This window comes from Actinobacillus succinogenes 130Z (assembly GCF_000017245.1).
Classification (GTDB): Bacteria; Pseudomonadota; Gammaproteobacteria; order Enterobacterales; family Pasteurellaceae; genus Exercitatus; species Exercitatus succinogenes.
Window position 1 is genome coordinate 533,965 of the sequence record NC_009655.1, and the last position, 26,611, is coordinate 560,575.

Below are 26,611 nucleotides of genomic sequence, written 5' to 3' on the forward strand. Positions count from 1 at the left end.
GTGCGGTCAAAAATTCTTTTTTTGTGACCGCACTTTTTATGTAGCCGAGACAGCGTGTAACAATGATAATTTTATCCGAAGGAAGTAGAAATACTTCCTTTTTTATTGGCTTAAATATGATTCTGATAAACATATCCTACGTTAATTTAGCTAAAAACATGGATTATTCAGCTATGATTTTGGATTGTGATCCAGATCGAGTTTTTTACCGATTAAGGTCACTAATATAAGCCATGCTTACCGTAGCAATTCACTATCAATACTCTTGGTTCATTGATAAACGAAAAACAATATAGAGAGGGACAGAACAATGAAATTAAGCAAAAGAACATTTCTTAAATCTTTGGTTGCAGCGTCTATTCTGGCTGTAACGGGATTAAATTCTAACCCGGCATATTCCGATTCGGCGGAATCTATTAAATTGGGCTTTCTGGTAAAACAACCCTAAGAGCCCTGGTTTCAAACAGAATGGGCGTTTGCAGATAAAGCGGCCAAAGATCTCGGTAACGTGGAAATTATCAAAATTGCCATACCGGACGGTGAAAAAACATTAAATGCTATTGATAATTTAGCTGCTAATGGGGCGAAAGGATTTGTTATTTGTACGCCGGACCCCAAGCTGGGTCCCGCTATTATGGCGAAAGCCCGTTCTCATGATCTAAAAGTGATTGCGGTTGATGACCAATTCTTAAATGCAGCGGGCGAGCCGATGACTAATGTGCCTTTAATTATGATGGCGGCGACGGAAATCGGTCAACGGCAAGGTGAAGAACTTTATAAAGAAATGCAAAACCGCAAATGGGATGTGAAAGATACAGCGGTTTTAGCTATCACCGCCGATGAACTGGATACCGCACGTCGCCGCACCGAAGGCTCTATGGACGCCTTAATCAAAGCAGGTTTCCCTAAAGAAAAAATTTATAAATCTCCGACCAAAAGTAACGATATTCCGGGCGCACTTGATGCGGCGAATTCTATGTTGGTACAGCACCCGGAAGTAAGAAACTGGCTTATCGTCGGTATGAACGATAACACCGTATTAGGCGGCGTGCGTGCGACCGAGGGACAAGGTTTTAAACCGGAAAACGTAGTGGCTATCGGTATCAACGGCGTAGATGCGGTTAACGAACTTTCCAAACCGAAAGCTACCGGTTTTTTAGGTTCTCTTTTGCCGAGTCCCGATATTCACGGTTATCGCAGCGTCGAGCTCCTCAGTAAATGGATTAGAGAAGGTGTGGAACCGGAAAAATACATTGCAGTTCAGGACGTTGTATTCCTGAAGCGTGAAAATTTCAAAGAAGAACTGGCTAAAAAAGGTCTTTAATATATTGAAATAAGGTCTGTTTATTGCCCATAAACAGACCTGGCAAGGAGGAGAAAATGCAAGTTCCGTATTTAGAATTTGATAATGTGAGTAAAAGCTTTCCGGGTGTTAAAGCATTACAGAATATTTCCTTTAAATGCTACGAAGGCAGGGTTCATGCGCTGATGGGGGAAAATGGTGCGGGTAAGTCCACGTTGCTGAAAATTTTAAGCGGTAACTATTTACCGAGCGAAGGCAAATTAAGTATCGGCGGACGTCAGTTGGTTTTTCGTAATACCAAGGAAGCATTATTGGCCGGAGTGGCCATTATTTACCAGGAATTGAATATCGTGCCGGAAATGACGGTAGCCGAAAATCTGTGTTTAGGTCAGTTTCCCCATTCTTTCGGAATCGTCGATAAATCGGAATTGGTAAAAAGAACACAGAAATATCTTGATAAATTAGATTTAAATATTTCACCCGACACCCCTTTAAAAGAATTATCTATCGGTCAGTGGCAAATGATTGAAATTGCCAAAGCATTGAGCCGAGGAGCAAAGATTATTGCTTTCGACGAGCCGACCAGCAGTCTTTCCGCACCTGAGATTGAGAAATTATTTTCGGTAATTAATGAGTTACGGGATGAAGGCAAAGTGATTCTGTATGTTTCTCACCGTATGGAAGAAATTTTCCGTATTAGTGATGAAATTACCGTGTTAAAAGACGGGCAATATGTGGAAACTTTCTCTTCTCTCTCCAAAATCACCAATGACGATCTGGTTCGCAGCATGGTAGGACGTAATTTAGGCGACATTTATCATTATCGTCCCCGTGATGTAGGAAAAGAGCGGTTAAAAATCAGCCGCTTGTCCGGACATAAACTGAAAGGCGACTTTAACTTAACCGTTCGGGCGGGCGAAGTACTTGGTTTATTCGGTTTGGTGGGCGCCGGGCGTTCGGAACTGTTAAAAGTGATTTTCGGCGCCGATCCGAATATTGAAGGTACAATCGAATTGGACGGTAAAACCGTTTGTATACGCAATCCGAAAGAAGCGATAGAACAGGGGATTGTGCTTTGTCCCGAAGATCGTAAAAAAGAGGGGATTATTCCGACGGCAACCGTAGCGGAAAATATCAATATCAGTGCGAGACGTTCCCATAATTTTTTCAAATTTATTATTAACGAAAAGTGGGAAAAAGAAAATGCCGAACGACAACGCCGGCAAATGAATGTAAAAACCCCGTCCATTCAACAACTTATTGTTAATTTGTCCGGTGGTAACCAACAGAAAGCCATCTTGGGACGTTGGTTGTCCGAAGACATTAAAGTTTTATTGTTGGATGAACCGACGCGAGGTATTGATGTCGGGGCAAAATCGGAAATTTACGATTTGATTTTTAAACTTGCCGATGAAAAACTCGCCATTATTGTGGTATCCAGCGACTTACCGGAAGTAATCGGCGTATCGGATCGAATTATGGTAATGCGTGGTCATCAAATTACCGGCGTAGTAACGCGTGAAGAGGCCACGGAAGAAAAAATATTAAAACTTGCTATGGTAGAAAGTAAAGCGGCTTAATGCAGGAGATTGATTATGACTTCAATAACTCAGGAAAAAACAGTGGGTTCATTTGGTAGAATTTGGAACTCTTACGGCATGCTCCTTATTTTTGCCGTGATTTTTATCGGTTCTTGTTTATTCATTCCTAATTTTGCTACCGTCGTCAATATGAGGGGCTTAGGGTTGGCCATTTCTATGAGCGGGATTGTTGCCTGCGGTATGTTGTTCTGTTTGGCGGCGGGGGAAATCGATCTTTCCGTGGCTTCCGTTATCGCCTGTGCCGGGGTCGTGACGGCGGTAGCGATTAATATGACGCAAAGCGTTACGGTCGGTATTCTTGCCGGTCTCGGTCTGGGTGTTGCGGTCGGATTAATTAACGGTTTTGTCATTGCAAAACTAAAAATCAACTCATTAATCACTACACTTGCGACCATGCAGATCGCCCGCGGTTTCGGCTATATTATTTCGGACGGTAAAGCGGTGGGGATTACCAAAGAAGAATTCTTCGAACTGGGTTACCAGGATATTTTCGGTGTGCCTTTACCGATCATTTTTACTGTTATCTGTATCGCCGTTTTCGGTTTTTTACTCAGTAAAACCACTTACGGACGTAATACTCTGGCGATAGGCGGTAATCAGGAAGCGTCCCGTTTGGCGGGTATCAATGTGGACAGAACAAAGTTAATTATTTTTGTGGTATCCGGTTTTGTTTCCGCTCTCGCCGGCGTTATTTTGGCCGCCCGTATGACCAGCGGTCAACCGATGACATCCGTGGGGTTTGAACTGGTGGCGATTTCGGCTTGTGTGCTGGGCGGCGTTTCGCTGAACGGCGGAGTGGCGAAAATTTCATTTATCATCGCCGGCGTGTTAATTCTCGGCACTATTGAAAATGCCATGAACCTATTAAATATCTCGCCGTTCGCGCAATATGTGGTGAGGGGCCTCATCTTGTTGATTGCGGTTATTTTTGATAAATATAAACAGAAAATTATCAAATCTTAAGGCTTAGGAATGAAGCGACGACATGAAGTTCAATCGGAAACCAATCCGTTATTACCCGGGTATCAGTTCGGCTCGTATTTAGTGGCGGGTTGCACGCCGATTGAGCGGGGAAGCGAAATAGATTTTACTATTCGTCGTCCGAACGGCATGAAAGGGTACATTATCAACCTTACTACGCAAGGAGAAGGTGCGGTATTTGAAGGTGAACGCGCCTTTACTTGTAGCAAGGGCGATTTGTTACTCTTTCCGCCCAATGCCGAACATTTATATCATCGTTCCGAATCTGCAAGTTCATGGCATCATCAATGGATTTATTTCAGACCGCGTTCGTTTTGGGCGAGTTGGTTGCAATGGAGCCGTGTGACGGATCATGTTGGGCGTCTGAAGATTACCGATTTGACAACATACCGGGAAATAGAAACCTTATTTAAACAAATCGAACGGGAATACGGCAATAAAGATATGTTCTCTCAAGCTATGTCCATGTGTTTATTGGAGCAGCTGTTAATCAAATGCATAAAATTAGATCCCGTCAACATTCAACGAATGCTGGATCCCAGAATTTTAGAGACCTGCCATTTTATTTCCGCCAATCTGCATTTGAATCATAAAATTACCGAAATCGCCGAGCATGTCCACATCTCGCCTTCTCGTTTGACCCACCTTTTCGTACAGCAAACGGGATCCAGCATTATCAGATGGCGTGAAGAGCAACGCATGATTAAGGCGCAGCATTTACTCCATACTTCAGGCGCACCTATTTATGCGATTGCAAGACAATTAGGCTATGACGATCAACTTTATTTTTCCCGGATTTTTAAACGTTATGTCGGATTAAGTCCGTCGGATTACCGAAATTCCCGTTAATTTCGTGTTGTAAAGTGCGGTCCGAAAATATTGGACTTTTGAAAAAAGTGATCTAGTTCGCATCTTATTTTTCGTAGCATTATTATCCATATATATAGCATATTCAACGCTAACGGTTATATGCAATAAGATCTACTCTACAGTTATAACATCATGGCGGTACACCACAAACCGCCGTTACTTTTGTTACGACGGAATCAGGAGTAATAAATATGCGCGATGTACAAGCAGTGATTACCTCAGGCGAGGCGTCTATCGGAATTGAATTCGGTTCGACGCGGATAAAAGCGGTTCTTATCAATGTTCAAGGCGATATTTTAGCGACCGGCGGGTTTACTTGGGAGAATCATTTTGTTGACGGTATCTGGACTTATCCGCAAGATGAAATTTGGCAAGGTTTACAAGCTGCTTATCGCGCTCTCACCGATAATGTAAAAGAAAAATACGGTCTTTCCGTGACCAAAGCCAAAGCTATCGGCATTAGCGGCATGATGCACGGTTATATGCCTTTCGATCAACGGGGCGGTTTGCTCGTGCCGTTCAGAACATGGCGGAATAACATTACGGCAAAATCTTCGCAAAAACTGACCGCACTTTTTAACTATAATATTCCTCAACGCTGGAGTGTTTCCCATTTATATCAAGCAATACTTAATCGGGAACAACACGTCGGCGAGATTGATTTCTTTACGACGCTGGCCGGTTATGTACATTGGCGGTTAACGGACGAAAAAGTATTGGGCGTCGGCGAAGCATCCGGTATGTTTCCGATCGACCCGAAAACCGGTTCTTATTATCAAAGCATGCTGAACCGGTTTGATGAATTGGTCGCGCCTTATTCTTATCCCTGGAAAATTACGGAAATTTTACCGAAGGTTTTAACGGCTGGTCAGTTTGCGGGAAAATTAACCGAACAGGGCGCAAAATTGCTCGATCCGACGGGACAATTACAGGCGGGTATTCCTCTTTGTCCGCCGGAAGGTGATGCGGGAACCGGCATGGTGGCGACCAACAGTATTAAAGTCAATACGGGTAATATCTCCGCCGGCACTTCCGCTTTCGCCATGATTGTATTGGAAAAAGAGCTTACCCGAGTTTACGAACAACTGGATTCGGTGACAACGCCTGCGGGCAAATTGGTGGCTATGGCGCATGCCAATAACTGTACTTCCGACATTAATGCCTGGATCAATTTGTTCGGCGAAAATTTAAAGGTTTTTGGTTTGGAAGTCGAACCGGATAAGTTATACGAAACCTTATTCCTTAAAGCGTTAGAAGGCGAGGCGAACTGCGGTAATTTATTAGCTTACGGCTTTTATTCCGGCGAGCACAGCGTGGGTTTATCCGAAGGTTGTCCGACTTTTATGCATCCGGCTAATTCGAATTTTACTCTGGCGAACTTTATCCGTTCTCATTTATACAGTGCATTCGGCGCAATGAAATTAGGCGTGGATATTTTAATTCAACGGGAAAAAGTCAAGATCGCCCGAATTTTAGCGCACGGCGGTATTTTCAAAACGCCGAATGTAGCGTCTAAAATCCTTGCCTCGGCAATTAATGTTCCCGTTGCGGTAATGAAGACTGCTAATGAAGGCGGAGCATGGGGAATTGCACTTTTAGCGAATTATTTAGCGGCTTATCAAGCCGGAGAATCTTTGGAAGACTATCTTGATAACCGGATTTTTGTCCGGTCGGAAATTCAAATTACCCGGCCCGATGCGGAAATGGCGAAAGGTTATGCGGAATTTATTCGAACTTATCAAAAAGGTATCCCTGTCGTCCGAGCGGCAGTTGATGCGTTCCATTATGAAATTTAAAACGAGTCGGGAGAAATATTATGGAATTTATTAAAAAACTTGAAGTCTGGTTTATAGTAGGCAGCCAAGATTTATACGGCGATGAAGCGCTGAAACAAGTGTATGCCAATGCGAAACAAATTACGCAATATTTAAACAGTCGGAATCCGTTTATTCAGATCAAATTAAAACCGTTAGCCACCACACCGGAAGACATTCTTGCTATTTGCCGGGCGGCAAATTATGAGGAAAACTGTGCCGGAGTCATCGCTTGGATGCATACCTTCTCTCCTGCCAAAATGTGGATTGCAGGCTTAACCCGATTAGACAAACCGCTATTACAATTCCATACCCAGTTCAATAAATATATTCCGTGGAATGAAATTGATATGGATTATATGAATTTACACCAGACCGCCCACGGCGATCGTGAATTCGGTTTCATGGTTTCCCGTCTGCGTAAACCGCGAACCATAGTTGTAGGGCATTGGCAAAGCGAATCGGTTAAACAAAAATTGGATCGCTGGATGCGCGTATTGGCGGCCATTTATGATCAACAACATCTGAAAGTCGCCCGCTTTGGCGATAATATGCGAGAAGTCGCCGTAACCGAAGGGGATAAAGTTGAAGCACAGATCAAATTCGGTTACAGCGTAAACGGTTACGGCATATATCAACTGGTGAACAGTATTAATGCGATTAAAGAGGAAGATATAGCCACCTTGGTGAAAGAATATGAAGCTGATTATCAACTGGTGGACAGTCTGAAAGAAGGCGGTGAGAAGCGCCAATCACTGATTGATTCCGCCCGCATCGAATTAGGTTTAAAAGCATTCTTAGATAAAGGCGGATTCAAAGCTTTCACCGACACTTTCCAAAATCTATACGGTATGAAACAGCTTCCGGGATTACCGGTTCAGCGCTTAATGGCACAGGGTTACGGTTTCGGTGCGGAAGGCGATTGGAAAACCGCAGCGTTAGTACGGGCGATAAAAGTCATGAGCTACGGTTTACCGAACGGTTGCTCGTTTATGGAAGATTACACCTATAATCTCGAAGATCATAACGAAGTGGTGCTTGCCGCACATATGCTGGAAGTCTGTCCGTCAATCGCCGAAGACAAACCGATTCTCGACATAAAACCGTTAGGTATTGGCGGTAAAGAAGACCCGACCCGTCTGATTTTCACGTCTAAAGCGGGCTGTGCCACCGCTTCGACTATTGTGGATTTGGGGAACCGCTTCCGAATGATTACGGCGGAATTGCAAGCCATTGCCAAACCGCAGGATATGCCGAATTTACCGGTCGGTCATGCATTCTGGAAACTGGAACCGGATTTCGATACGGGTACGCAGGCTTGGATTTTAGCCGGCGGCGCACACCACAATGTATTCAGTTTGGATATTGATGCGGACATGCTCAGAACTTTTGCGGAATATTTCGGAATTGAATTTATTCATATCCATGCCAAAACGGAATTGGCTGATTTGAAAAATGAACTGCGTTGGAATGACGTAGCTTATAAATAGAACCGGAAAGCATAATGTTATTCATTATGCTTTTTTGTTCAAAACGGTAAGACATAATGGATCAAAGCGTTGGTTTTTTCGTGATTTTACCCATATATCTCGTTTAATAAGCTAAAAATTGTTCTCTGAATTCTTTGGGGGTTTGTCGGTGTTCTTTCTTGAATACCGCATAAAAATACTGTAATGAAGGATAACCGCAAATCTCTGCGATTTCCTGAATCGGTACATCGGTAAACTTTAACATGTTTTTGGCGCGATCCAGTTTTTCTTCATGGATAACTTGATGAATGGTTTTATTCATTTCGGCCTTAAAGCGTTGTTCTAAATTCGAACGGGAAATCCGTAAGTGATCGAGAACTTGTTCGGTTTTTATACCTTGGCTGGCGCGATGGTGAATATAGTGCATGGCCTGGATCACAACAGGGTCTTGCAATGATCGATAATCCGTAGAACGGCGTGCAATGACTTTGCCGGGCGGAACAATCAAAGGACGGTGGGGAACGGTTTGTCCTCCTAGTAAGCGGTGTAACTGTTTGGCTGCCTGATAACCGATTTGGGTTGTGCCTTGTTCCACCGAAGAAAGCGAGATCCGGGACAAATGCTGAATTAAATCTTCATTATCAATTCCCATTATGCAAAGTTCTTCCGGTACGGCGATTTTTAAATATTCGCAGGCTTGCAACAAGTGACGGGCTCTGGCATCGGTTACCGCAATAATTCCGGTATATTTCGGTAATGTTTGCAACCATTGACATAAGTTTGCTTGGGCGGTGAGCCAGTTTCGAGAATTAGTTTTGTCTCCAAGGTAAATTTCGCTTTTATACTCATATTTATCCATTAAGCGCTGAAAAGTTGCCAAACGTTCATTCGCCCAATGTTTTTTCGTAGTAACGGGGAGTCCGTAAAAAGCAAACCGGGTTAAGCCTTTTTCTTTTAAATGTAAGAATGCCATTTCGACTAATTTTTCATTGTCGGTGGCAATATAAGGCAAATCGGGATAATAATCGGCGTTTTGATATGAACCGCCCACGGCTACGACGGGTACGTCAATATTTGCTAGGATTGCGGCGGTTTCAAGATCATCAAAATCACCGATGATACCGTCGATAGAAAGATTTTTAATTTCCTCTTTATGATAAATAAAGTCGTCTTCTAAAAAAATATCCCATGTGCATTGGGAAGCTTGTAAGTATTGCCCGACACCTTCAATTACTCCTCGATCATAAACTTTATTGGCGTTAAACAGGAGCGCAACGCGATAATATTCTTGATCCACGGCCATTCATATACCTTCTCGTCTTTTCTTTTTTTAATCATAAGCGAAAGGCAAAATAAATGCCAGTCGTTGCAGACCGGCGTTTTTCGATTCGGGCATGAATATTATTTTTTACGCCATAATAATTCCACCTCTTCCAATGTTCTGCCTTTGGTTTCAGGTACGAATTTCCACATAAATAACGCAGCTAAAATACTCATAAAAGCATAAACCCAGTAGGCGAAACCGTGGTTAAAATGTTCAAGTAAATACGAACTTTTATCCATCATCGGAAATGTCCAGGAAACAATATAATTCGCAATCCATTGTGTTGCTACGGCGATTGCCAAGGCTTGACTGCGAATCGCATTCGGGAAAATTTCGGCTAATAATACCCAGCAAACCGGTCCCCAAGAGATGGCAAAAGAGGCTACATAGAATAACATGCCGGTTAATGCAATCGAACCGGAAAGATTAGCGTAGAAGGCGGTGCCTAATACGCACATGCCTACCGCCATACCTAATGCACCGACAATTTGTAATGGTTTACGACCATATTTATCTACAGTAAAAATAGCAATAGTGGTACAAGAAAGGTTGATCGCCCCCATGATAATGGTTTGTAACAATGCGCTGTCCGTACTTGCGCCTAAAGATTTAAAAATCTCAGGGGCATAATAAAGCGCCACATTGATTCCGACAAATTGCTGAAAAACGGAAAGTGCAATGCCGATTAGGATAATACCAATACCGAAGGACAGCAACGGGCTGCCTTTCGCCACACGATGTTCTAACGAAGAAACAATGTTTTGTAATTCTTTTTTACCTGATTTTTCACCTAATAATTTTAATAAAGTGACTTCGGCTTGTGTGAGTTTATTTTGTAATACTAACCAACGCGGACTTTCCGGTACAAAGAAAAGAAGCGTTAGAAATAATCCGGCCGGTACCATTTCTGATAAAAACATATAGCGCCAACCCAGCATATTAAGCCATGTATTATCACCGTTTAACGCAATAAAATAATTTACGAAATACACCACGAGTTGGCCCGCAATGATGGCAAACTGGTTGAAGGACACCATTTTGCCGCGAATATGTGCCGGAACGATTTCTGCGATATACATCGGTGAAATCATGGAAGCGATTCCAACCCCAATGCCGCCGATGATACGGTAAATCACAAATTGGGTGAGGAAGTTGCTGAGATAATAAGGTACATCGTTGGTTCGGTTTATTTCGGTTAAACCGAATTCGGGATAAGCGGAACCGAATGCTGAAAGCAAAAATAATACCGCCGCAATCACTAAGGCTTTTTTGCGTCCGTATTTACTGCTCAAGTAGCCGCCGCACGCTCCGCCGATGATACAGCCAATCAGCGCACTGGCAACACAAAACCCCAACAATGAATTCGCTGAAATTTCAGGTAAGCCTTTAGGTTGGATAAACACCGTATCTAAGGATGATACCGTGCCTGAAATCACAGCCGTATCGTAACCGAATAAAAGTCCGCCTAAGGTAGCGACCAGCGTCACGCCAATCACGTATGAGTTTGTTCTCGCCATAATATATACCTCTTATATTGTAAATATTTGAATACTATTTTTCATATCCCATTGGATTTCTTCAATTTAGAAATTTGATTTTGAGTTTACGTTTTTCACTTTTTGTGATTTGTTACGCAGAAGTTAATAATCGCAATAAAAAAATGAAATATCGTAATTGCAATTTCTGATTTGTATGAATTTTGAATAAAAAAGAAGCGGTTATATAGGCATACATACCGGAGTTCAAACCGGCATTAAGAAGCAAGATAAAAAGTATGAAAAATTCGACCGCACTTTTAAAAAAATACAAAAAGAGAGCGTAAAGTGCAGTCGAAAATTTAAACGTTTTTTAATGAATTACATTTTTTTCTTACTCACAGTATCCATCCATACAGCAAGTAATAAAATCGATCCTTTAACGATATATTGCCAGAAAGTCGGGACATCCAGCATGCTCATGCCGTTATCGAGCAAAGCGATAATTAATGCGCCGATAACAACACCGTATACGCTGCCGATACCGCCGGCTAAACTGGCACCGCCGATAACGCAGGCGGCGATAGCATCCAGTTCGGCATTTTGACCGGCTGACGGTGCGCCGGCACCTAAACGAGAACTTAAAATCAATCCGGCAATCGCTACCATAAACCCGTTCATGGAGAAAATCATTAACTTAATTTTTTCCACATTAATTCCCGATAGTCTTGCCGCCTCAATATTGCCGCCGATGGCATAAATATGACGACCGAAGGCGGTTTTGCGCGCAATAAACATACCGATTACGGCAAGAAGCGCGAGTAATAATACAGGAAACGGGATGCCGCGGTAGTCGTTTAATAGATAAATCGCCCCTAACACACAAATGGTGAATAAGCCGTATTTCATGGTTTCTTTACCGGCATTCGGCACGGTAAGATTAAGATTTTTGCGGGCTTTGCGTTGATAACTGCCCCACAGGAAAAAACAGACTACGGCAACAATACCTAAAATCATTCCCGTCGTATCGGAAAGATAACCTTGCCCGATGGCGGTCATTTCTTTGCTGATTGGCGAAACCGTTGTACCGTTGGTTGCACCCACCAGCATTCCGCGAAAAATCAACATGCCGGCCAGGGTAACAATGAACGACGGTACTTTACGGTATGCCACCCACCAGCCCGTAAAGGTGCCGAACAGCACGCCGGCCGCTAATGTGACGACTATGGTTAACGGTAACGGCCAGCCCCACCACACGTCTGCGATTGCGGCGAAACCGCCTAATAATCCCATCATGGAACCGACGGATAAATCAATTTCAGCGGAGATAATGACGAAAATCATCCCGATAGCTAAAATCCCGGTGATGGACGTTTGGCGCAATAAATTAGAAATGTTACGAGCGCTTAAATACGCTCCGTCGGTAGTAACAAAGAAGAATGCCATAATCACCACAATGGCGATAAACATAATATAAACTTGTAAATTTATAGATTTAAACTTAGACATAGGTTACTCCTTAAGCGCCGCTTCCATGACTTGTTCTTGGGTTAAATTATTATTGATTAAATCCGCTTTAATCTGTCCTTGGTGCATCACCAATACCCGGTCGCTAATTCCTAATACTTCCGGTAATTCGGAAGAAATGACAATCACCGCCATCCCTTCCTGCGCCAACCGATTAATGAGTTTGTAGATTTCATATTTCGCGCCCACGTCGATACCGCGGGTCGGTTCGTCTAAAATCAAAATTTGGGGGTTCAGCAGCAGGCATTTGGCTAAAATGGCTTTTTGCTGATTACCGCCGCTCAAACGTCCGATAGCTAATTCAGAGGAGGACGTTTTGACTTTTAATCGCTCGATGGATTGGTTAATTATGGTTTCTTCTAACGGTTCATTAATGATTTTTCCGCCGAAACAGAATTGTCTGAGTGAGGATAGCGTAATATTTTTACCGACCCCCATAATTGGGATAATGCCGTGTTTTTTACGGTCTTCCGGTACCATCACGATTTGGTTTTTTATCGCTTCCTCACAATTACGGATTTTGACTTTTTGATTGCGGATAAAAATATCGCCCTGAGATTTCCCTTGGTAAGAACCGAAGATGCATTGCGCCATTTCGGTTCGTCCGGAACCTACAAGTCCTGCAACGCCTAAGATTTCACCCGCATGTAATTTGAAATTTGCATTGTCGACCCGTTTAATATGGGTATTAATCGGATGCCAGGCGGTGATATTCGCCACCCGCAATACTTCTTCACCGATTTGGTGTTCTTGGTAAGGATAGAGTGACGTGATTTCACGGCCTACCATCATGGTGATAATATCGTCTTCCGATACGCTCTCGGCAGGACGAGTGCCGATGTGTTCACCGTCCCGAATCACACAAATTTTGTCGGAAATCGCTTTTACTTCATTTAATTTATGGGAAATATATACACAGGCAATATTATGGGCGCTTAAATCTTTGACTAACGCCAATAAAACGGCGGTTTCTTTTTCCGTTAAGGAGGCGGTGGGTTCGTCAAGAATTAAAAGGCGGACTTGTTTATTGAGGGCTTTGGCGATTTCCACCAATTGCTGCTGACCCAATCCCAGTTCGCCCACTTTGGTATTCGGATCAATATCCAGCTGCACTTGTTGCAACAGGGTTTTGCAACGCAGGTACATTTCATTGTCATCGGTAATGCCGGATTTTACGATTTCATTGCCCAAAAACATATTTTCAAGCACCGTCATGTTTTTAACCAGGGTTAATTCCTGATGAATAATGGAAATGCCTTTTTCTTCCGTATCTTTAATACCTTTGGCGATTAACGGTTCGCCGGAAAAAGTAATTTCTCCGCTGAAATCACCGTACGGATAAATGCCGCATAATACTTTCATTAAGGTGGATTTACCCGAACCGTTCTCACCGCATAAAGAGAGAATTTCACCGGTTTCTAACGAAATCGAAATATTATTTAAAGCAGTCACATCACCGAATTTTTTAGTGATATTTTTCATTTCTAATAATTGAGCCATAAAAACATCCTCTGATTTTTTGTTGGAAGTGCGGTCGAAAATGTGCAAATTTTGACCGCACTTTTCGGGAAGTTAAGCCGGCGAATTATTTATAAACTGCCTCTTTGCTGTGGAATCCGTCTTTGATTACGGTACTGTCGATGTTATCTTTGGTGACGACGATAGGATCTAATAAATACGCATCTACTTCTTTCAAACCGTTATTTAATTTTGCGTTAGGTTCCAGTTTTTCCTCTTTTCCTAAAGCCACCGAAAGTTCCGCCGCTTTGTCCGCCAGATTGGTGATCGGTTTGTACACCGTCATGGTTTGTGTACCTTCTACAATCCGTTTAATCGCCGCTAAGTCCGCATCCTGACCGGAAATGGCGACTTTGCCCGATAAACCTTGTGCGCTTAATGCCTGAATAGCGCCGCCGGCCGTGGCATCGTTAGACGCGACTACCGCATCAATGTTGTTTTTATTGGCGGTTAAGGCGTTTTCCATAATCTGTAACGCTTTTTCCGCCAGCCAGCTGTCAACCCATTGATCGCCCACCACTTTAATTTTGCCGCTGTCGATTAACGGTTGTAACACTTTCATCTGACCTTTTCGGAATAATTTTGCGTTGTTATCCACCGGCGAACCGCCCATTAAGAAATAATTTCCTTCCGGTTTTTCCTTAATAATTGCATCTGCCTGCAATTCGCCTACTTTTTCATTGTCGAAAGAAACGTAAAAATCCAAGTCCGCATTATTAATTAAGCGGTCGTAAGCTAACACTTTCACACCTTCTTTTTTTGCTTCGGAAATCACATTGCTTAATACGTCGCCGTTATGCGGAATAATGACTAAAACGTCTACGTTTTTATTCAGCATGTTTTCAATTTGCGAAATTTGCGCGGAATCATCGCCGTTTGCGGATTGAACCAATACTTTAGCGCCAAGGCTTTCTGCTTTTTTAACAAAAATATCGCGGTCTTTTTGCCATCTTTCTAACCGCAAATCATCAATGGACATACCGATCGTGAGATCTTTAGCCTGAGCAGGGATTGCACAAACGGCGATCGCTGCCGCCAGAGTTAATAAAGTTGTTTTTAATTTCATAATGATACTCCTTGAAAATAATCGATAGTCAGAGTAACGCTTTACTCTTGGCGAAGTGTTGCAGAAAATTTACATTCACAACAATTATCATATTTCGTATTGGGATTACGTTTTTTCGCTTTTGTGATCTGCGGCACAATTACCAATTATCAGAACGGAAAAACCAAATAACATAATTGAAGAACCGGCGAATTTTGACGAAGATGAGCTCGCATTAAATTTCCAGTCTCGTTCATTTAGGAGAAATCATCATGACAAACTACTTCGACAAAATTGAAAAAGTGAACTATGAAGGTGCGGATTCGATTAATCCGTTTGCATATAAATACTACAACGCGAATGAAGTGATCTTAGGCAAAACCATGGCTGATCATTTACGTTTGGCTGTCTGTTACTGGCATACTTTCTGCTGGAACGGTAACGATATGTTCGGGGTCGGTTCTCTGGATCGCAGTTGGCAAAAACAAACCGATCCGCTTGCCGGAGCAAAACAAAAAGCGGATATAGCATTTGAATTTTTAACTAAATTAGGGGTGCCTTATTATTGTTTCCATGATGTGGATATCGCACCCGAAGGCAATTCTTATCAAGAATATGTGAATAATTTCAACACGATTGTGGATGTCTTAGAACAAAAACAAGCGGAAACCGGTATTAAATTGTTATGGGGAACGGCGAACTGTTTCACTAATCCGCGTTATATGTCCGGGGCGGCAACCAATCCGAACCCTGAAATTTTTGCCCGTGCAGGTGCGCAAGTATTTAACGCAATGAACGCAACCAAACGTTTAGGCGGTGAAAACTATGTATTGTGGGGCGGTCGGGAAGGTTACGAAACCTTGTTAAATACGGATTTACGTCGTGAGCGCGAGCAAATCGGTCGTTTCATGCAAATGGTAGTGGAACATAAACATAAAATCGGTTTCAAGGGGACATTATTAATCGAACCCAAACCGCAGGAACCGACCAAGCATCAATATGACTACGATGTGGCGACGGTTTACGGTTTCTTAAAACAATTCGGTTTGGAAAAAGAAATCAAGGTTAACATTGAAGCGAATCACGCAACCTTGGCGGGGCATACTTTCCAGCATGAAATCGCTACTGCGGCGGCGTTAGATATTTTAGGCTCTATTGACGCCAATCGTGGTGATCCGCAGTTAGGCTGGGATACCGACCAATTCCCGAACAGCGTGGAAGAAAATACCCTTGCAATTTATGAAATCTTAAAAGCAGGCGGTTTAACCACCGGCGGCTTAAACTTCGATGCGAAAATTCGTCGTCAAAGTATTGACCCGTATGATTTATTTCATGCTCATATCGGAGCCATTGATGTGCTTGCATTGTCTTTACGTCGAGCGGCGAAAATGCTGGAAGATCAAACGTTACAACATATCGTGGAGCAACGTTATGCGGGTTGGAACGGTGAATTAGGCCAACAAATCCTGAACGGCAAATCTTCGCTGGAAGCTTTGGCTCAGGCGGCCCAACACCTTGAACCGCAACCGGTTTCAGGACAACAAGAATATCTTGAAAACTTAGTGAATAGTTATATTTATCGTTAATTCCATTGTAAAGTGCGGTTGAAAAACTTTTGTTTTTTGGACCGCACTTTTAGTATAAGGAGTTTTTATGTATATCGGTATCGACTTAGGCACTTCCGGCGTAAAAGTGGTGCTGTTAGATGAAAGTCAACAGATTCTCGCTACTGTTCAACAAGCTCTTCCTATTTCCCGCCCGCATCCGCTTTGGTCCGAACAAGACCCGAAAGATTGGTGGGATGCTGCAAATCTTGCCATGCTTGCGCTTTCTCGTGAGCAAAATTTATCGGCGGTGAAAGCCATCGGTTTAACCGGGCAAATGCACGGCGCTACCTTATTGGATAATCGAGATAATGTTTTGCGTCCGGCGATTTTGTGGAATGACGGTCGTAGCGCAGCTGAATGTGCGGAATTAGAAAAATTAGTACCGAATTCCCGTGAAATCACCGGTAATCTCATGATGCCGGGTTTTACCGCACCAAAACTTAAATGGGTGGATAATCACGAACCCGAGGTAGCAGAAAAAGTCAGTAAAGTTTTATTGCCAAAAGATTATCTACGCTTAAAAATGACAGGTGAATACGCTTCCGATATGTCTGACGCTTCGGGCACCATGTGGCTGGATGTGGCAAAACGGGATTGGGATAAATCTTTGCTTAACGCTTGCGGTTTGGATGAAAACGCAATGCCGAAATTATTTGAAGGCAATCAAATCACAGGTTATTTACGTGCGGAACTGGCAAAAAGCTGGAAAATGAATATCGTGCCGGTGGTGGCGGGGGGCGGCGATAATGCCGCAGGCGCCATCGGTATCGGCTTGTATAAAAGCGGGCAAGCGATGCTTTCACTCGGGACGTCAGGCGTGTATTTTGTGGTGACGGATAAATTTACCGCTAACCCGCAAAAAGCGGTACACAGTTTCTGTCATGCCTTGCCGGATCGCTGGCATTTGATGTCGGTGATTTTAAGCGCGGCCTCTGCGGTGGATTGGGTGCAAAAAGTCACGGGTATCGCTAATATTCAAACTTTGTTTGAGCAAGCGGAAAAAAGTGCGGTGGATTCCGAGACCGTTTTCCTGCCTTATCTTTCGGGCGAACGTACGCCGCATAATGACGCTTATGCTAAAGGCGTATTCTGGGGATTAAACCATAATGACAACCAAGCCAGTATGGCAAAAGCGGTGGTGGAAGGCGTCAGTTTCGCTCTTGCCGACGGTATCGACGTATTGCATGAAACGGGCGTGACGGCCGATAATATCGCGTTAATCGGCGGCGGTGCGAAAAGCGCTTACTGGCGGCAACTGCTTGCGGATATTTCAGGCAGAACCATGGAATATCGCACCGGCGGCGACGTAGGACCTGCGCTTGGCGCGGCAAAATTGGCGCAAATCGCTTTGAATCCGAATGAAAATATTGCCGATTTGTGTCAACCGCTGCCGTTGGAAGCCGTATATCGGCCGCGCGCCGAACGCGCTGCCTATTACGCGGAAAAACGGGCGAAATATGCACAGTTATATCAACGCTTAAAAGGGCTTTAACGCGTCGAAGTGCGGTCAAAATTAAGGTTAAACCTATTCAACCTGTTTATAGCGGAAACGTTCCTTTAAAAAACAGGTGTTTTTCTGACCGCACTTTTTTCTCTATTCGCCATTCTGTATAATCCGTGAAAAAATTTTCAAGGATGTTTTTATGCAAAATCCCTCATACTTTTATCGCGGACGTTTTTCCGTCGCTCCCATGCTGGACTGGACGACGCGACACTGCCGTTATTTTCATCGCCAATTCAGCCGCCACGCGTTGTTATATACGGAAATGGTAACAACGCAGGCGATTGTACATGCCGGTTATGATCATCTTGCGTTTGATACGGCAGAAAATCCCGTTGCTCTGCAACTGGGCGGAAGCGATCCTGTCCAGCTGGCGCACTGCGCTAAATTAGCGGAAGAGCGGGGTTATCGGGAAATTAACTTAAATGTGGGATGCCCGTCGGATCGCGTTCAGAACGGCATGTTCGGTGCCTGTTTAATGGCAAAAGCGGATTTGGTGGCGGAATGCGTAACAAAAATGCAGGCGGCGGTTTCGATTCCGGTTACCGTGAAAACCCGTATCGGCATTGATGAGCTGGACAGCTATGAATTTTTGTATGATTTTGTGCACAAGATAACGAATGCCGGCTGTCAAGAGCTTATCGTTCATGCCCGCAAAGCCTGGCTTTCCGGTCTCAGTCCGAAAGAAAACCGTGAAATTCCGCCGTTGGATTATGAGCGGGTGTATCAGCTCAAACGGGATTTTCCGCATATTTTAATCAGTATTAACGGCGGGATAAAAACTATCGAAGAAATGACCGCACATTTACAACAGGTGGACGGCGTGATGGTGGGGCGCGAAGCCTATCAAAATCCGTCGTTGCTGGGGTATATCGATCAGGCATTGTTTGATCCGACCGCTCGGATTGTCACTGCGCGCGAAGCGGTGGAAAACATGTTCCCTTATATTGAACAACAGCTGAATCGAGGGGTGTATCTGAATCACATCGTACGTCATATATTGGGCGCGTTTCAAGGCTGTAAAGGGGCGCGCCAATGGCGTCGTTATCTCAGTGAAAATGCCTACAAACCGGGTGCGGATGCGGAGGTTGTGCGAACGGCGTTAAGTTTTGTGGAGGCGTAACGTGAGCGGATTAAACGAAAAAGGACTCGGTTCGGTACAATACGGAACTGAGTCCTTAAATTAATTTAGTTGATTTAGGGGAAGATAGATTAGATTCCCCTTTTTTGATTGTCGGTATTTAACTCTTTTTATTTTTATCCGGAAAATTCGAATTACAGAATATTTTCAAACTGTTCCATCACAGTTTTCGGCCATACGCTGGATTGTACTTCACCGATATGGTGTTTTTGTAACAATAACATCGCTAAACGGGATTGGCCGATTCCGCCGCCGATAGAAAGCGGCATACGGCCGTTAATTAAATCCTGATGCCATGCAAAGTTTAATCGTTCTTCGTCGTGGGTGAGGGCAAGTTGTCTGCGTAATGCGGTTTCGTCTACGCGGATTCCCATAGAAGAAAGTTCGAAAGCGCGGTTTAAAACCGGGTTCCAGACTAAAATATCACCGTTTAAGCCTTTATATTCGCCTTCCGACGACGTTGTCCAGTCGTCATAATCCGGTGCGCGCATATCATGCGGTTTGCCGTCCGGTAAATCGCCACCGATACCGATCAAGAACACGGCGCCGTATTTTTTACAGATTTCGTTTTCCCGTTCTTTATCCGTCATGTGCGGATAATCGCGGGCTAAATCTTCACTGTGGATGAAGGTGATTTCTTTGGGTAAAAAGGCTTTTAAACCGAATTTTTGTTCTACCGCTTCTTGCGTTTCCACAATGGCGGCATAGATTGAACGTACGGTTTCTTTTAAATAATTTAAATTGCGGCGTCCTGCCGGAATCACTTTTTCCCAGTCCCATTGATCCACATAAACGGAGTGGGTTTGATCTAAACTATCCTCATCCGGACGCAGCGCTTTCATATGCACGAATAAACCTTCGCCTTCCGCAAAACCGAAACGGGCTAATGTATGGCGTTTCCACTTAGCTAACGAATGCACCACTTCAAACGTAGCGTCCTCTATCATTTTCACGTTAACTTGCACTGGTTTTTCTTTACCGGATAAATTATCTTGAATCCCATTACCGACCTGACTTAAGATCGGACCTTGAACTTCAACCAGTCCTAAGTGTTCTGCCAGTTTTGTTGTAAATGTGTTTTTGGCGAAACTGATTTCTTGTTGTTGTAAAATAAATGATTTTTTCATGGGAATACCTTTGAATAAATAAAATACTGCGTAGTGTCAACGCCTGTTACATATTATTTAACATCTAAAGGATTAAATTCAACACTTTTTAGCAAAAAATGTTATAATAATGAATGTATTTAAATAATATATCTAAAAATTAAATAAAATCTAAAATTTATTATGATGCGATGGCGAGGTGATGTTATGCAGACAATTGATGCTCTAGATCAACAAATTTTACGCGTTTTAACCAAAGATGCCCGAACACCTTACGCGGAAATGGCAAAAAATTTCGGTGTCAGCCCGGGAACGATTCATGTACGAGTGGAAAAAATGCGTCAATCCGGCATTATTGAAGGTACTAAAGTACGAATTAACGAGCGTAAATTAGGTTATGACGTATGCTGTTTTATTGGGATTATCCTGAAATCGGCGAAAGATTACGACAAAGTTATTAAACAGTTGGAAGCTTTTGATGAAGTGGTAGAGGCCTATTATACTACGGGGAATTATTCTATTTTCATTAAAGTTATGACCCACACCATAGCTGAACTGCATAGCGTGTTGGCAACTAAAATTCAGTTGATTGACGAGATTCAATCGACTGAGACGCTGATTTCTATGCAAAATCCTATTTTACGCGATATTCGTCCTTAATTTTAATAAAACCTTTCTTGCAGCTATAAGAAAAGAAAGGTTTTTTGTAAATTTCTTGCGGGAACGGGATTTGCTCCGTTATTCGCGTCCGTCGTGTAATTTCATCAATAGTCGATCCATTGCCCGATAACCCAATGCTTCTGCTAAATGCATACGGTTGATTCGTTCTTCATCGGCTAAATCGGCGATGGTACGCGAAACTTTCAAAATACGGTGGTATGCCCGCACCGACAGTCCGAGTTTGTTCAATGCCTGTTCTAAAAAAACGGCATCCGCTTCGTTTAATTGACAAAACCGATCGATTTCTTTACTGCCTAAGTGCGCGTTTACTTTGTCTTGCCGATTCAACTGAATTTCACGAACCTTTAAAATTTTTGACCGCACTTCAAGGCTGCTTTCTCCACGATCATCCTTGCTTTGCAACGCGCCCTGCGGCAGTAGCGGGACTTCAATGGATAGATCGAACCGATCGAGGAACGGACCGGAAAGTTTATTTAAATAACGGATAATTTGTTGAGGAGTCGTACGATTGTGCGTACCCTGATAGTTGCCGGTAGGACTGGGATTCATCGCGGCAATTAATTGGAATCTGGCGGGGAATCGGATTTTACCCATGGCACGGGAAATAATGATTTCGCCGCTTTCCAAAGGTTGACGTAAGGCATCCAGTACCCGCCGTTCAAACTCAGGTAATTCATCCAAAAATAATACGCCGTTGTGGGCCAGAGAAATTTCCCCCGGACGAGGAATGGTGCCGCCGCCGACTAATGCCGGCAGGGAAGCGCTGTGATGCGGTGCACGGAAAGGGCGTTGTTTCCAATTGGAAAAATTTAATTCATTTTGTACTAAACTGGCAACGGCGGCGGTTTCTATGGCCTCTTGATCGGACATTTCCGGTAATAATCCCGTCAAGCGGCTTGCCAGCATGGTTTTGCCTGTGCCGGGCGGACCGAGAAACAGTAAGTTGTGCTGTCCGGCGGCGGCGATAGTTAAAGCGCGTTTGGCATGTTGTTGGCCGATAATATCCGTTAAATCCGCTTGATTTCCTTTAAAAAAATTGACCGCACTTTGTTGAGCCAGCTGATCAGTGGAAGGCAACGCCGTCTGATTATTCAAAAACTGCACCACATCCAGTAACGAACCGGCGTAATAGGTTTCCTGATTGGAAATCAGCGATGCTTCATTGGCATTTTGCGGAGCAATAATCATTTGCCGTTTGGCTTTTTGAGCTTCCAGTATTGCCGGGATAATGCCTTGTACGCCACGCAGGTTGCCGGTTAACGCCAGTTCGCCGAGAAATTCGAATCGGCGTAGGTGGTTAGCTTCAATCTGCCCCGATGCCGCCAGAATACCGAGGGCGATAGGTAAATCGAAACGACCTCCTTCTTTAGGTAAATCCGCAGGTGCCAGATTAACCGTAATACGTTTGGCGGGATATTTAAATTGAGCGTTAATCAATGCGCTGCGTACGCGGTCCTGTGCTTCTTTAACCGTTTTTTCCGGTAGACCGACCAAAACAAATGCAGGTTTTCCGTTGCTGATATGTACTTCAATGGTCACGAGCGGAGCCTGAACTCCGATGGACGCACGGCTGTAAACAATAGCGAGGGACATAAAGTTCTCCAAAACGACGATTTTGGAGAACTATAAGAAAAGTGCGGTCAAATTTGAAAAGGTTTTATTGTAATTTGGAATAATGATCACAAAATTGGGCGTTTATTTTATTCCGTCGCAAAATTCGGGGCAAACCATGCATCCAGTTTTGCCGACAAACGATCGACACCTAATTTGTTTTGTGCGGAAAGCGTTTCAACCTGAATGTCGCCTTGAAACGGCAGGATCGCTTCTCGTACCATTTTTACGGTTTTGCTGCGAGCGCTCTGACTGAGTTTATCCGCTTTGGTCAGTAACAATAAAAGCGGCAAATCGGCAGATACCGCCCATTCGATCATTTGTTGATCGAGCGCTTTCAGAGGATGACGGATGTCCATCAGAATGACGACTCCGCCAAGGCATTCGCGCTTTTGCAAATATTCGCCCAGCGATTTTTGCCATTGCAGTTTCATTTGTTCGGGCACGGCGGCATAACCGTAACCCGGCAAGTCTACTAATTTACAGTTCGGTTCCACTTCAAACAAGTTGATTAATTGCGTGCGTCCCGGGGTTTTGGAAGTACGTGCCAGATTTTTTTGGTTGGTCAACGCATTCAGCGCGGTGGATTTTCCCGCGTTGGATCGTCCTGCAAATGCAATTTCAATTCCGCTGTCTTCCGGCAACTGTTTGATGTTTGCCGCGCTGGTCAGAAAACGGGTTTTGTGATAATTCAGTTTAATTTCAGACATAATGTTTCCTTTTGGTTGCGCTAAGGATACCCGATAAACGGCAAAATGCCAAAACTAGCTTTGTCGTAAAATTGCAGCACGCAGATGATCGTAAATCAGGTTAAAGAAAAAAGTATACACTACAATCAATAAAGTAAGACCGATATCCATGATGAATGCATCTAACCAACTGATTTTTAAGACGAAAGCAACCAGCGGTAAAGTAAAAAACAATAAACCGCCTTCAAATGCCAGTGTATGAAATATTCTTAATAATGTGCGGCGTTTTTCACGTGCACCGGGAAAAAGTTTATCGAATCCCCAGTTAAACAATATATTCCAGAATACGGCGATAACGGAAATCAGCACAATTACGATGCCGGTTTCGACTGTGGAGTAATCCGTCACTAGTTTTACGGCAAGAATGGAAATAATAATTGCCAGAAGTTCAAATAAAATCGCATGAAAAAGGCGTTCAAGTGCGGTCATTTTGGGCTAAGAAATTAAAGACTCCAGTAGTAGCAAAATCTACTGGAGTTTGGTTGTGAAATATATCGCTTATTCGTCGCTTTCTGGCGGTTGCGGCTGTTTAGCCACGTAATTATAAATAACCAACAAGGCGAAAATACCGACAATCACGGAGGTAATCATGTTGGGCGATAAGTATTGCGCCATGTAGCCTAACACAATACCCACCCCGCCGAAATCGGCATCCGAGAATGTGGTGTTGGCAAAACCTAACGAACCCAATACCGGCAGCAGAAACACCGGCAGGAATGTAATGAGTAAACCATGGGCGAATGCACCGATAATTGCGCCGCGTCGTCCGCCGGTGGCATTAGCAAAGACACCCGCCGTAGCGCCACAGAAAAAGTGGGGAACTACGCCCGGCAAAATCAGTACCCAGTTTAATTGTCCTAATAAAACCAATCCGACGACACCGCCGACAAAACTGGCAAGAAAACCTATCAGTACGGCATTCGGCGCATAAGGGAATACGATAGGGCAGTCTAATGCCGGGTGCGCGTTAGGTACTAATTTTTCCGAGAAGCCGGTAAACGCCGGCACGATTTCGGCCAAAATTAAACGTACGCCCTGTAAAATAATGAATACGCCGGCGGCAAAAGTAATAGCTTGAATCATGGCATAAACCAAATAATGCTGACCATTACTTAAATGGACGGTAACATATTCGCTGCCTGAAGCGACAGCCAAGATGAAATAGATCACCATCATCGTAAGCGAAATAGAAATAGAACTGTCGCGCAGGAAACTGAGATTTTTCGGCAGATCCATTTCTTCCGTGGATTTGGAATCTTTTCCCACAGCACTACCGATTACAGCGGATAGCACATAACCTAATGTACCGAAATGTCCGAATCCCACTTCATCGGTGCCGGTGACTCTGCGGGTATAACGATGAATTAACGCTGGGAAAAATGCCATAATTAAGCCTAATGTTAACGCCCCTACAAAAATCAGTTGTACGCCTTCAAATCCCGCAACGGTTAGAATGACACCGATCATGCAGGCCATATAGAAAGTGTGATGGCCGGTTAAAAAAATGAATTTTAAACGGGTAAAACGTGCCACGATAATGTTAGCCGCCATACCGAATGCCATGATAAGAGCGGTCGCCGTACCGTATTTTTCGATAGCCATTGACACAATAGCTTCGTTGTTCGGAATAATGCCCTGTACATTAAAGGCATATTCAAACATATTACCGAGCGGTGTCAGAGATGTGAGCAGTACTGTCGCTCCGCCGCTGAGCACGATAAAACCGAGAATGGTTTTGACCGTACCTTTAATGGTATCGGGCAGGCTTTTTTTCTGGGCAATCAGACCGACAAGAGCGATTAATCCTACCAATACGGAAGGGACTTTTAGGATGTCTAAAATAAAGAAAAGTAAACCGTCCATACGATTTCTCCTTATACCCGGCAGGCGACATTATTGATTAAAATAGGCGGAGAGTTTTTCTTCGAGCTCTTTAGTACCGACGATATTTTTTATAACTAAAATTTTATCTTTAGGCAAACCGCTGCTATTGGCAATGTCGTTTGCCATGATAAATAAATCGGCATCGTTCGCGTTGACGGACGCTAAATCCGTGTGTTCCACTTCAGCCTCTATATTCAATTTTTTCAAGACTTTCTTGATGTTCATATCCATCATAAAGCTGCTGCCGATTCCGTGCCCGCATACCGCCATAATTTTCATGTCGTTACTCCCGATAAGAATTGTAAATAAAAATAATCTATACCTATCCGTTAAGCTAATCAATGCGGGACGTTTGATTTTGTGAGAAAGATCACACAACATAATTAGACTATAATGGATATTTTAACCGGCAAATTAAACTGTCTCACACTTGATGTCGTTATTTCTCTGACATGTACGGTTTCGGTTATCTTGCCTTATTTTCCTTTTTTTACCCAGTAACGAAAGGGGGGGCGTTCCATTTCGGCACGTACTAACGTATGTTCCATAAATTGACAGAAACCGGGAATATCGCGTGTGGTGGCGGGATCGTCGGCGATGACGAGTAACATTTCGCCGTTTTGCATATGTCGGATTTGTTTGCGTACCAGCATAACGGGTTCCGGACAACGAAGTCCTAAAGTATCGAGCGTGTAGTGGATGATGTTATTGTTCATTGGTATAATTCAGGTTTGTATTGATTAGCGCGTATAATAGCTTTCTGATAAAGTGCGGTCAAAAATTAAGATGATTTTATGCAATATTTAATTCCTAAAAGTACGGTCGTTTTTGAAGAAGAAATTAAAAAAAGCCGGTTTATCACCTATCTTCAGCATACGGATGGACTGGAACGGGCACGTACCTTTTGGGCGGAAGTGAGAAACAATCATCCTAACGGGCGACATCATTGCTGGGCGGCGGTTGCCGCCCAACCGACCAACTCACAAGCGCTTGGATTTTCCGATGACGGCGAACCGGCGGGAACGGCAGGTAAACCGATGCTTGCTGCATTGCTGGGCAGTAAACTTGGTGAGATTTCTGCGGTGGTGGTACGTTATTACGGCGGAATTCTGCTTGGTACCGGCGGTTTGGTAAGGGCTTACGGTAACGGTGTGCAACAGGCTTTGAAACTATTGGAAACCGAATTGAAAGTTGAACGCCAATATTATGTTTTACGGTGTGATTACGGGCAAATTAATTGGTTACAATTTTTATGTGAAAAATATGATATTGTGATCGAAAACCAGAATTTTCAGGAAAAGGTGCAATTTATCCTGGCAATAAGCGATGATAGACTTGCGGCATTTAATCAAGAGTTAACCGAACGTTCCGCGGGACAATTAGTATTGAATCAAATTAAATAGA

Annotated in this window: 23 protein-coding genes and 1 pseudogene; 12 read left to right on the plus strand and 12 right to left on the minus strand. The window is 43.5% G+C overall.

Translation table 11 applies throughout. The features are described from left to right. Positions 1 to 310: 310 nt before the first annotated feature. The 7 genes and pseudogenes from ASUC_RS11335 (at position 311) to araA (ending at position 8,059) form a co-directional block, all read left to right on the plus strand. Positions 311 to 448 (plus strand): hypothetical protein, encoded by a 138-nt coding sequence (locus ASUC_RS11335; protein WP_281256843.1) that lies wholly within the window; start codon positions 311 to 313, stop codon positions 446 to 448. Between the two features lie 12 nt (positions 449 to 460). Further along, positions 461 to 1,324, plus strand: a pseudogene (locus ASUC_RS02520) (substrate-binding domain-containing protein); the annotation flags it as partial. 56 nt (positions 1,325 to 1,380) lie between these two features. Next, entirely contained in the window at positions 1,381 to 2,883 is a 1,503-nt protein-coding gene (gene araG, locus ASUC_RS02525; RefSeq protein ID WP_012072245.1) for an L-arabinose ABC transporter ATP-binding protein AraG, read from the plus strand. A 15-nt stretch (positions 2,884 to 2,898) separates the two neighbouring features. After that, on the plus strand, positions 2,899 to 3,867 hold the full coding sequence (gene araH / locus ASUC_RS02530) for an L-arabinose ABC transporter permease AraH (RefSeq protein ID WP_012072246.1): 969 nt from the start codon (positions 2,899 to 2,901) through the stop codon (positions 3,865 to 3,867). 9 nt (positions 3,868 to 3,876) lie between these two features. Beyond that, complete coding sequence (araC, locus tag ASUC_RS02535; protein ID WP_012072247.1) at positions 3,877 to 4,734, plus strand: arabinose operon transcriptional regulator AraC; 858 nt, start codon at positions 3,877 to 3,879, stop codon at positions 4,732 to 4,734. Between the two features lie 212 nt (positions 4,735 to 4,946). Continuing rightward, positions 4,947 to 6,551: a xylulokinase gene (locus tag ASUC_RS02540; RefSeq protein ID WP_012072248.1), complete on the plus strand. Its 1,605-nt coding sequence runs from the start codon at positions 4,947 to 4,949 to the stop codon at positions 6,549 to 6,551. A 20-nt stretch (positions 6,552 to 6,571) separates the two neighbouring features. Further along, positions 6,572 to 8,059: an L-arabinose isomerase gene (gene araA, locus ASUC_RS02545; RefSeq protein WP_012072249.1), complete on the plus strand. Its 1,488-nt coding sequence runs from the start codon at positions 6,572 to 6,574 to the stop codon at positions 8,057 to 8,059. 103 nt (positions 8,060 to 8,162) lie between these two features. On the opposite strand, the gene ASUC_RS02550 is transcribed toward araA, so the two are convergent. The 5 genes from ASUC_RS02550 to xylF all read right to left on the minus strand — a co-directional run bounded on the left by ASUC_RS02550 (position 8,163) and on the right by xylF (position 14,948). Continuing rightward, a complete protein-coding gene (locus tag ASUC_RS02550) occupies positions 8,163 to 9,341 on the minus strand; it encodes a XylR family transcriptional regulator (protein ID WP_012072250.1) in 1,179 nt (392 codons plus the stop codon). A gap of 98 nt (positions 9,342 to 9,439) precedes the next feature. Then, a complete protein-coding gene (gene xylE / locus ASUC_RS02555; RefSeq protein WP_012072251.1) occupies positions 9,440 to 10,879 on the minus strand; it encodes a D-xylose transporter XylE in 1,440 nt (479 codons plus the stop codon). Positions 10,880 to 11,218: 339 nt separating this feature from the next. Beyond that, entirely contained in the window at positions 11,219 to 12,346 is a 1,128-nt protein-coding gene (locus ASUC_RS02565) for a sugar ABC transporter permease (RefSeq protein WP_012072252.1), read from the minus strand. A 3-nt stretch (positions 12,347 to 12,349) separates the two neighbouring features. Next, on the minus strand, positions 12,350 to 13,864 hold the full coding sequence (locus ASUC_RS02570) for a xylose ABC transporter ATP-binding protein (protein ID WP_012072253.1): 1,515 nt from the start codon (positions 13,862 to 13,864) through the stop codon (positions 12,350 to 12,352). Positions 13,865 to 13,949: 85 nt separating this feature from the next. Next, positions 13,950 to 14,948 carry a D-xylose ABC transporter substrate-binding protein gene (gene xylF / locus ASUC_RS02575; RefSeq protein ID WP_012072254.1) on the minus strand — a complete coding sequence of 333 codons (999 nt, stop codon included), beginning with the start codon at positions 14,946 to 14,948 and terminating at the stop codon, positions 13,950 to 13,952. A 251-nt stretch (positions 14,949 to 15,199) separates the two neighbouring features. Between xylF and xylA the strand changes: the two genes are divergently transcribed. The 3 genes from xylA (at position 15,200) to dusA (ending at position 19,158) form a co-directional block, all read left to right on the plus strand. Next, positions 15,200 to 16,513 (plus strand): xylose isomerase, encoded by a 1,314-nt coding sequence (gene xylA / locus ASUC_RS02580; RefSeq protein ID WP_012072255.1) that lies wholly within the window; start codon positions 15,200 to 15,202, stop codon positions 16,511 to 16,513. Between the two features lie 67 nt (positions 16,514 to 16,580). Further along, positions 16,581 to 18,026: a xylulokinase gene (gene xylB, locus ASUC_RS02585; RefSeq protein WP_012072256.1), complete on the plus strand. Its 1,446-nt coding sequence runs from the start codon at positions 16,581 to 16,583 to the stop codon at positions 18,024 to 18,026. 151 nt (positions 18,027 to 18,177) lie between these two features. Then, positions 18,178 to 19,158 carry a tRNA dihydrouridine(20/20a) synthase DusA gene (gene dusA / locus ASUC_RS02590; protein WP_012072257.1) on the plus strand — a complete coding sequence of 327 codons (981 nt, stop codon included), beginning with the start codon at positions 18,178 to 18,180 and terminating at the stop codon, positions 19,156 to 19,158. A gap of 152 nt (positions 19,159 to 19,310) precedes the next feature. On the opposite strand, the gene asnA is transcribed toward dusA, so the two are convergent. Then, entirely contained in the window at positions 19,311 to 20,303 is a 993-nt protein-coding gene (gene asnA / locus ASUC_RS02595; protein WP_012072258.1) for an aspartate--ammonia ligase, read from the minus strand. A 186-nt stretch (positions 20,304 to 20,489) separates the two neighbouring features. On the opposite strand from asnA, the gene asnC reads away from it, so the two are divergent. After that, entirely contained in the window at positions 20,490 to 20,942 is a 453-nt protein-coding gene (asnC, locus tag ASUC_RS02600) for a transcriptional regulator AsnC (protein ID WP_012072259.1), read from the plus strand. Positions 20,943 to 21,020: 78 nt separating this feature from the next. Here asnC and ASUC_RS02605 read toward each other — a convergent pair whose 3' ends face one another. The 6 genes from ASUC_RS02605 to tusA all read right to left on the minus strand — a co-directional run bounded on the left by ASUC_RS02605 (position 21,021) and on the right by tusA (position 25,923). Next, positions 21,021 to 22,556 (minus strand): YifB family Mg chelatase-like AAA ATPase, encoded by a 1,536-nt coding sequence (locus ASUC_RS02605; RefSeq protein ID WP_012072260.1) that lies wholly within the window; start codon positions 22,554 to 22,556, stop codon positions 21,021 to 21,023. A gap of 107 nt (positions 22,557 to 22,663) precedes the next feature. Next, positions 22,664 to 23,284, minus strand: coding sequence for a ribosome biogenesis GTP-binding protein YihA/YsxC (gene yihA / locus ASUC_RS02610; RefSeq protein WP_012072261.1), 621 nt, complete (start codon positions 23,282 to 23,284; stop codon positions 22,664 to 22,666). 54 nt (positions 23,285 to 23,338) lie between these two features. Continuing rightward, a complete protein-coding gene (locus tag ASUC_RS02615; protein ID WP_012072262.1) occupies positions 23,339 to 23,752 on the minus strand; it encodes a PACE efflux transporter in 414 nt (137 codons plus the stop codon). Positions 23,753 to 23,821: 69 nt separating this feature from the next. Beyond that, positions 23,822 to 25,186, minus strand: a complete 1,365-nt coding sequence (locus ASUC_RS02620) for a PTS ascorbate transporter subunit IIC (protein ID WP_012072263.1) — start codon at positions 25,184 to 25,186, stop codon at positions 23,822 to 23,824. A 30-nt stretch (positions 25,187 to 25,216) separates the two neighbouring features. Further along, the gene (locus ASUC_RS02625; protein ID WP_012072264.1) at positions 25,217 to 25,486 is read right to left on the minus strand and encodes a PTS sugar transporter subunit IIB; all 270 of its coding nucleotides are present in this window, start codon (positions 25,484 to 25,486) and stop codon (positions 25,217 to 25,219) included. Positions 25,487 to 25,683: 197 nt separating this feature from the next. After that, on the minus strand, positions 25,684 to 25,923 hold the full coding sequence (tusA, locus tag ASUC_RS02630) for a sulfurtransferase TusA (RefSeq protein WP_012072265.1): 240 nt from the start codon (positions 25,921 to 25,923) through the stop codon (positions 25,684 to 25,686). 78 nt (positions 25,924 to 26,001) lie between these two features. Here tusA and ASUC_RS02635 point away from each other — a divergent pair, with 78 nt between their 5' ends. After that, complete coding sequence (locus ASUC_RS02635; RefSeq protein WP_012072266.1) at positions 26,002 to 26,610, plus strand: YigZ family protein; 609 nt, start codon at positions 26,002 to 26,004, stop codon at positions 26,608 to 26,610. Position 26,611: the final 1 nt, after the last annotated feature.

Bases quoted from the DNA above. Each gene is read 5' to 3' on its own strand.
- ASUC_RS11335 (WP_281256843.1), top strand. From the start codon at position 311: ATGAAATTAAGCAAAAGAACATTTCTTAAATCTTTGGTTGCAGCGTCT.
- araG (WP_012072245.1), top strand. From the start codon at position 1,381: ATGCAAGTTCCGTATTTAGAATTTGATAATGTGAGTAAAAGCTTTCCG.
- araH (WP_012072246.1), top strand. From the start codon at position 2,899: ATGACTTCAATAACTCAGGAAAAAACAGTGGGTTCATTTGGTAGAATT.
- araC (WP_012072247.1), top strand. From the start codon at position 3,877: ATGAAGCGACGACATGAAGTTCAATCGGAAACCAATCCGTTATTACCC.
- ASUC_RS02540 (WP_012072248.1), top strand. From the start codon at position 4,947: ATGCGCGATGTACAAGCAGTGATTACCTCAGGCGAGGCGTCTATCGGA.
- araA (WP_012072249.1), top strand. From the start codon at position 6,572: ATGGAATTTATTAAAAAACTTGAAGTCTGGTTTATAGTAGGCAGCCAA.
- ASUC_RS02550 (WP_012072250.1), bottom strand. From the start codon at position 9,341: ATGGCCGTGGATCAAGAATATTATCGCGTTGCGCTCCTGTTTAACGCC.
- xylE (WP_012072251.1), bottom strand. From the start codon at position 10,879: ATGGCGAGAACAAACTCATACGTGATTGGCGTGACGCTGGTCGCTACC.
- ASUC_RS02565 (WP_012072252.1), bottom strand. From the start codon at position 12,346: ATGTCTAAGTTTAAATCTATAAATTTACAAGTTTATATTATGTTTATC.
- ASUC_RS02570 (WP_012072253.1), bottom strand. From the start codon at position 13,864: ATGGCTCAATTATTAGAAATGAAAAATATCACTAAAAAATTCGGTGAT.
- xylF (WP_012072254.1), bottom strand. From the start codon at position 14,948: ATGAAATTAAAAACAACTTTATTAACTCTGGCGGCAGCGATCGCCGTT.
- xylA (WP_012072255.1), top strand. From the start codon at position 15,200: ATGACAAACTACTTCGACAAAATTGAAAAAGTGAACTATGAAGGTGCG.
- xylB (WP_012072256.1), top strand. From the start codon at position 16,581: ATGTATATCGGTATCGACTTAGGCACTTCCGGCGTAAAAGTGGTGCTG.
- dusA (WP_012072257.1), top strand. From the start codon at position 18,178: ATGCAAAATCCCTCATACTTTTATCGCGGACGTTTTTCCGTCGCTCCC.
- asnA (WP_012072258.1), bottom strand. From the start codon at position 20,303: ATGAAAAAATCATTTATTTTACAACAACAAGAAATCAGTTTCGCCAAA.
- asnC (WP_012072259.1), top strand. From the start codon at position 20,490: ATGCAGACAATTGATGCTCTAGATCAACAAATTTTACGCGTTTTAACC.
- ASUC_RS02605 (WP_012072260.1), bottom strand. From the start codon at position 22,556: ATGTCCCTCGCTATTGTTTACAGCCGTGCGTCCATCGGAGTTCAGGCT.
- yihA (WP_012072261.1), bottom strand. From the start codon at position 23,284: ATGTCTGAAATTAAACTGAATTATCACAAAACCCGTTTTCTGACCAGC.
- ASUC_RS02615 (WP_012072262.1), bottom strand. From the start codon at position 23,752: ATGACCGCACTTGAACGCCTTTTTCATGCGATTTTATTTGAACTTCTG.
- ASUC_RS02620 (WP_012072263.1), bottom strand. From the start codon at position 25,186: ATGGACGGTTTACTTTTCTTTATTTTAGACATCCTAAAAGTCCCTTCC.
- ASUC_RS02625 (WP_012072264.1), bottom strand. From the start codon at position 25,486: ATGAAAATTATGGCGGTATGCGGGCACGGAATCGGCAGCAGCTTTATG.
- tusA (WP_012072265.1), bottom strand. From the start codon at position 25,923: ATGAACAATAACATCATCCACTACACGCTCGATACTTTAGGACTTCGT.
- ASUC_RS02635 (WP_012072266.1), top strand. From the start codon at position 26,002: ATGCAATATTTAATTCCTAAAAGTACGGTCGTTTTTGAAGAAGAAATT.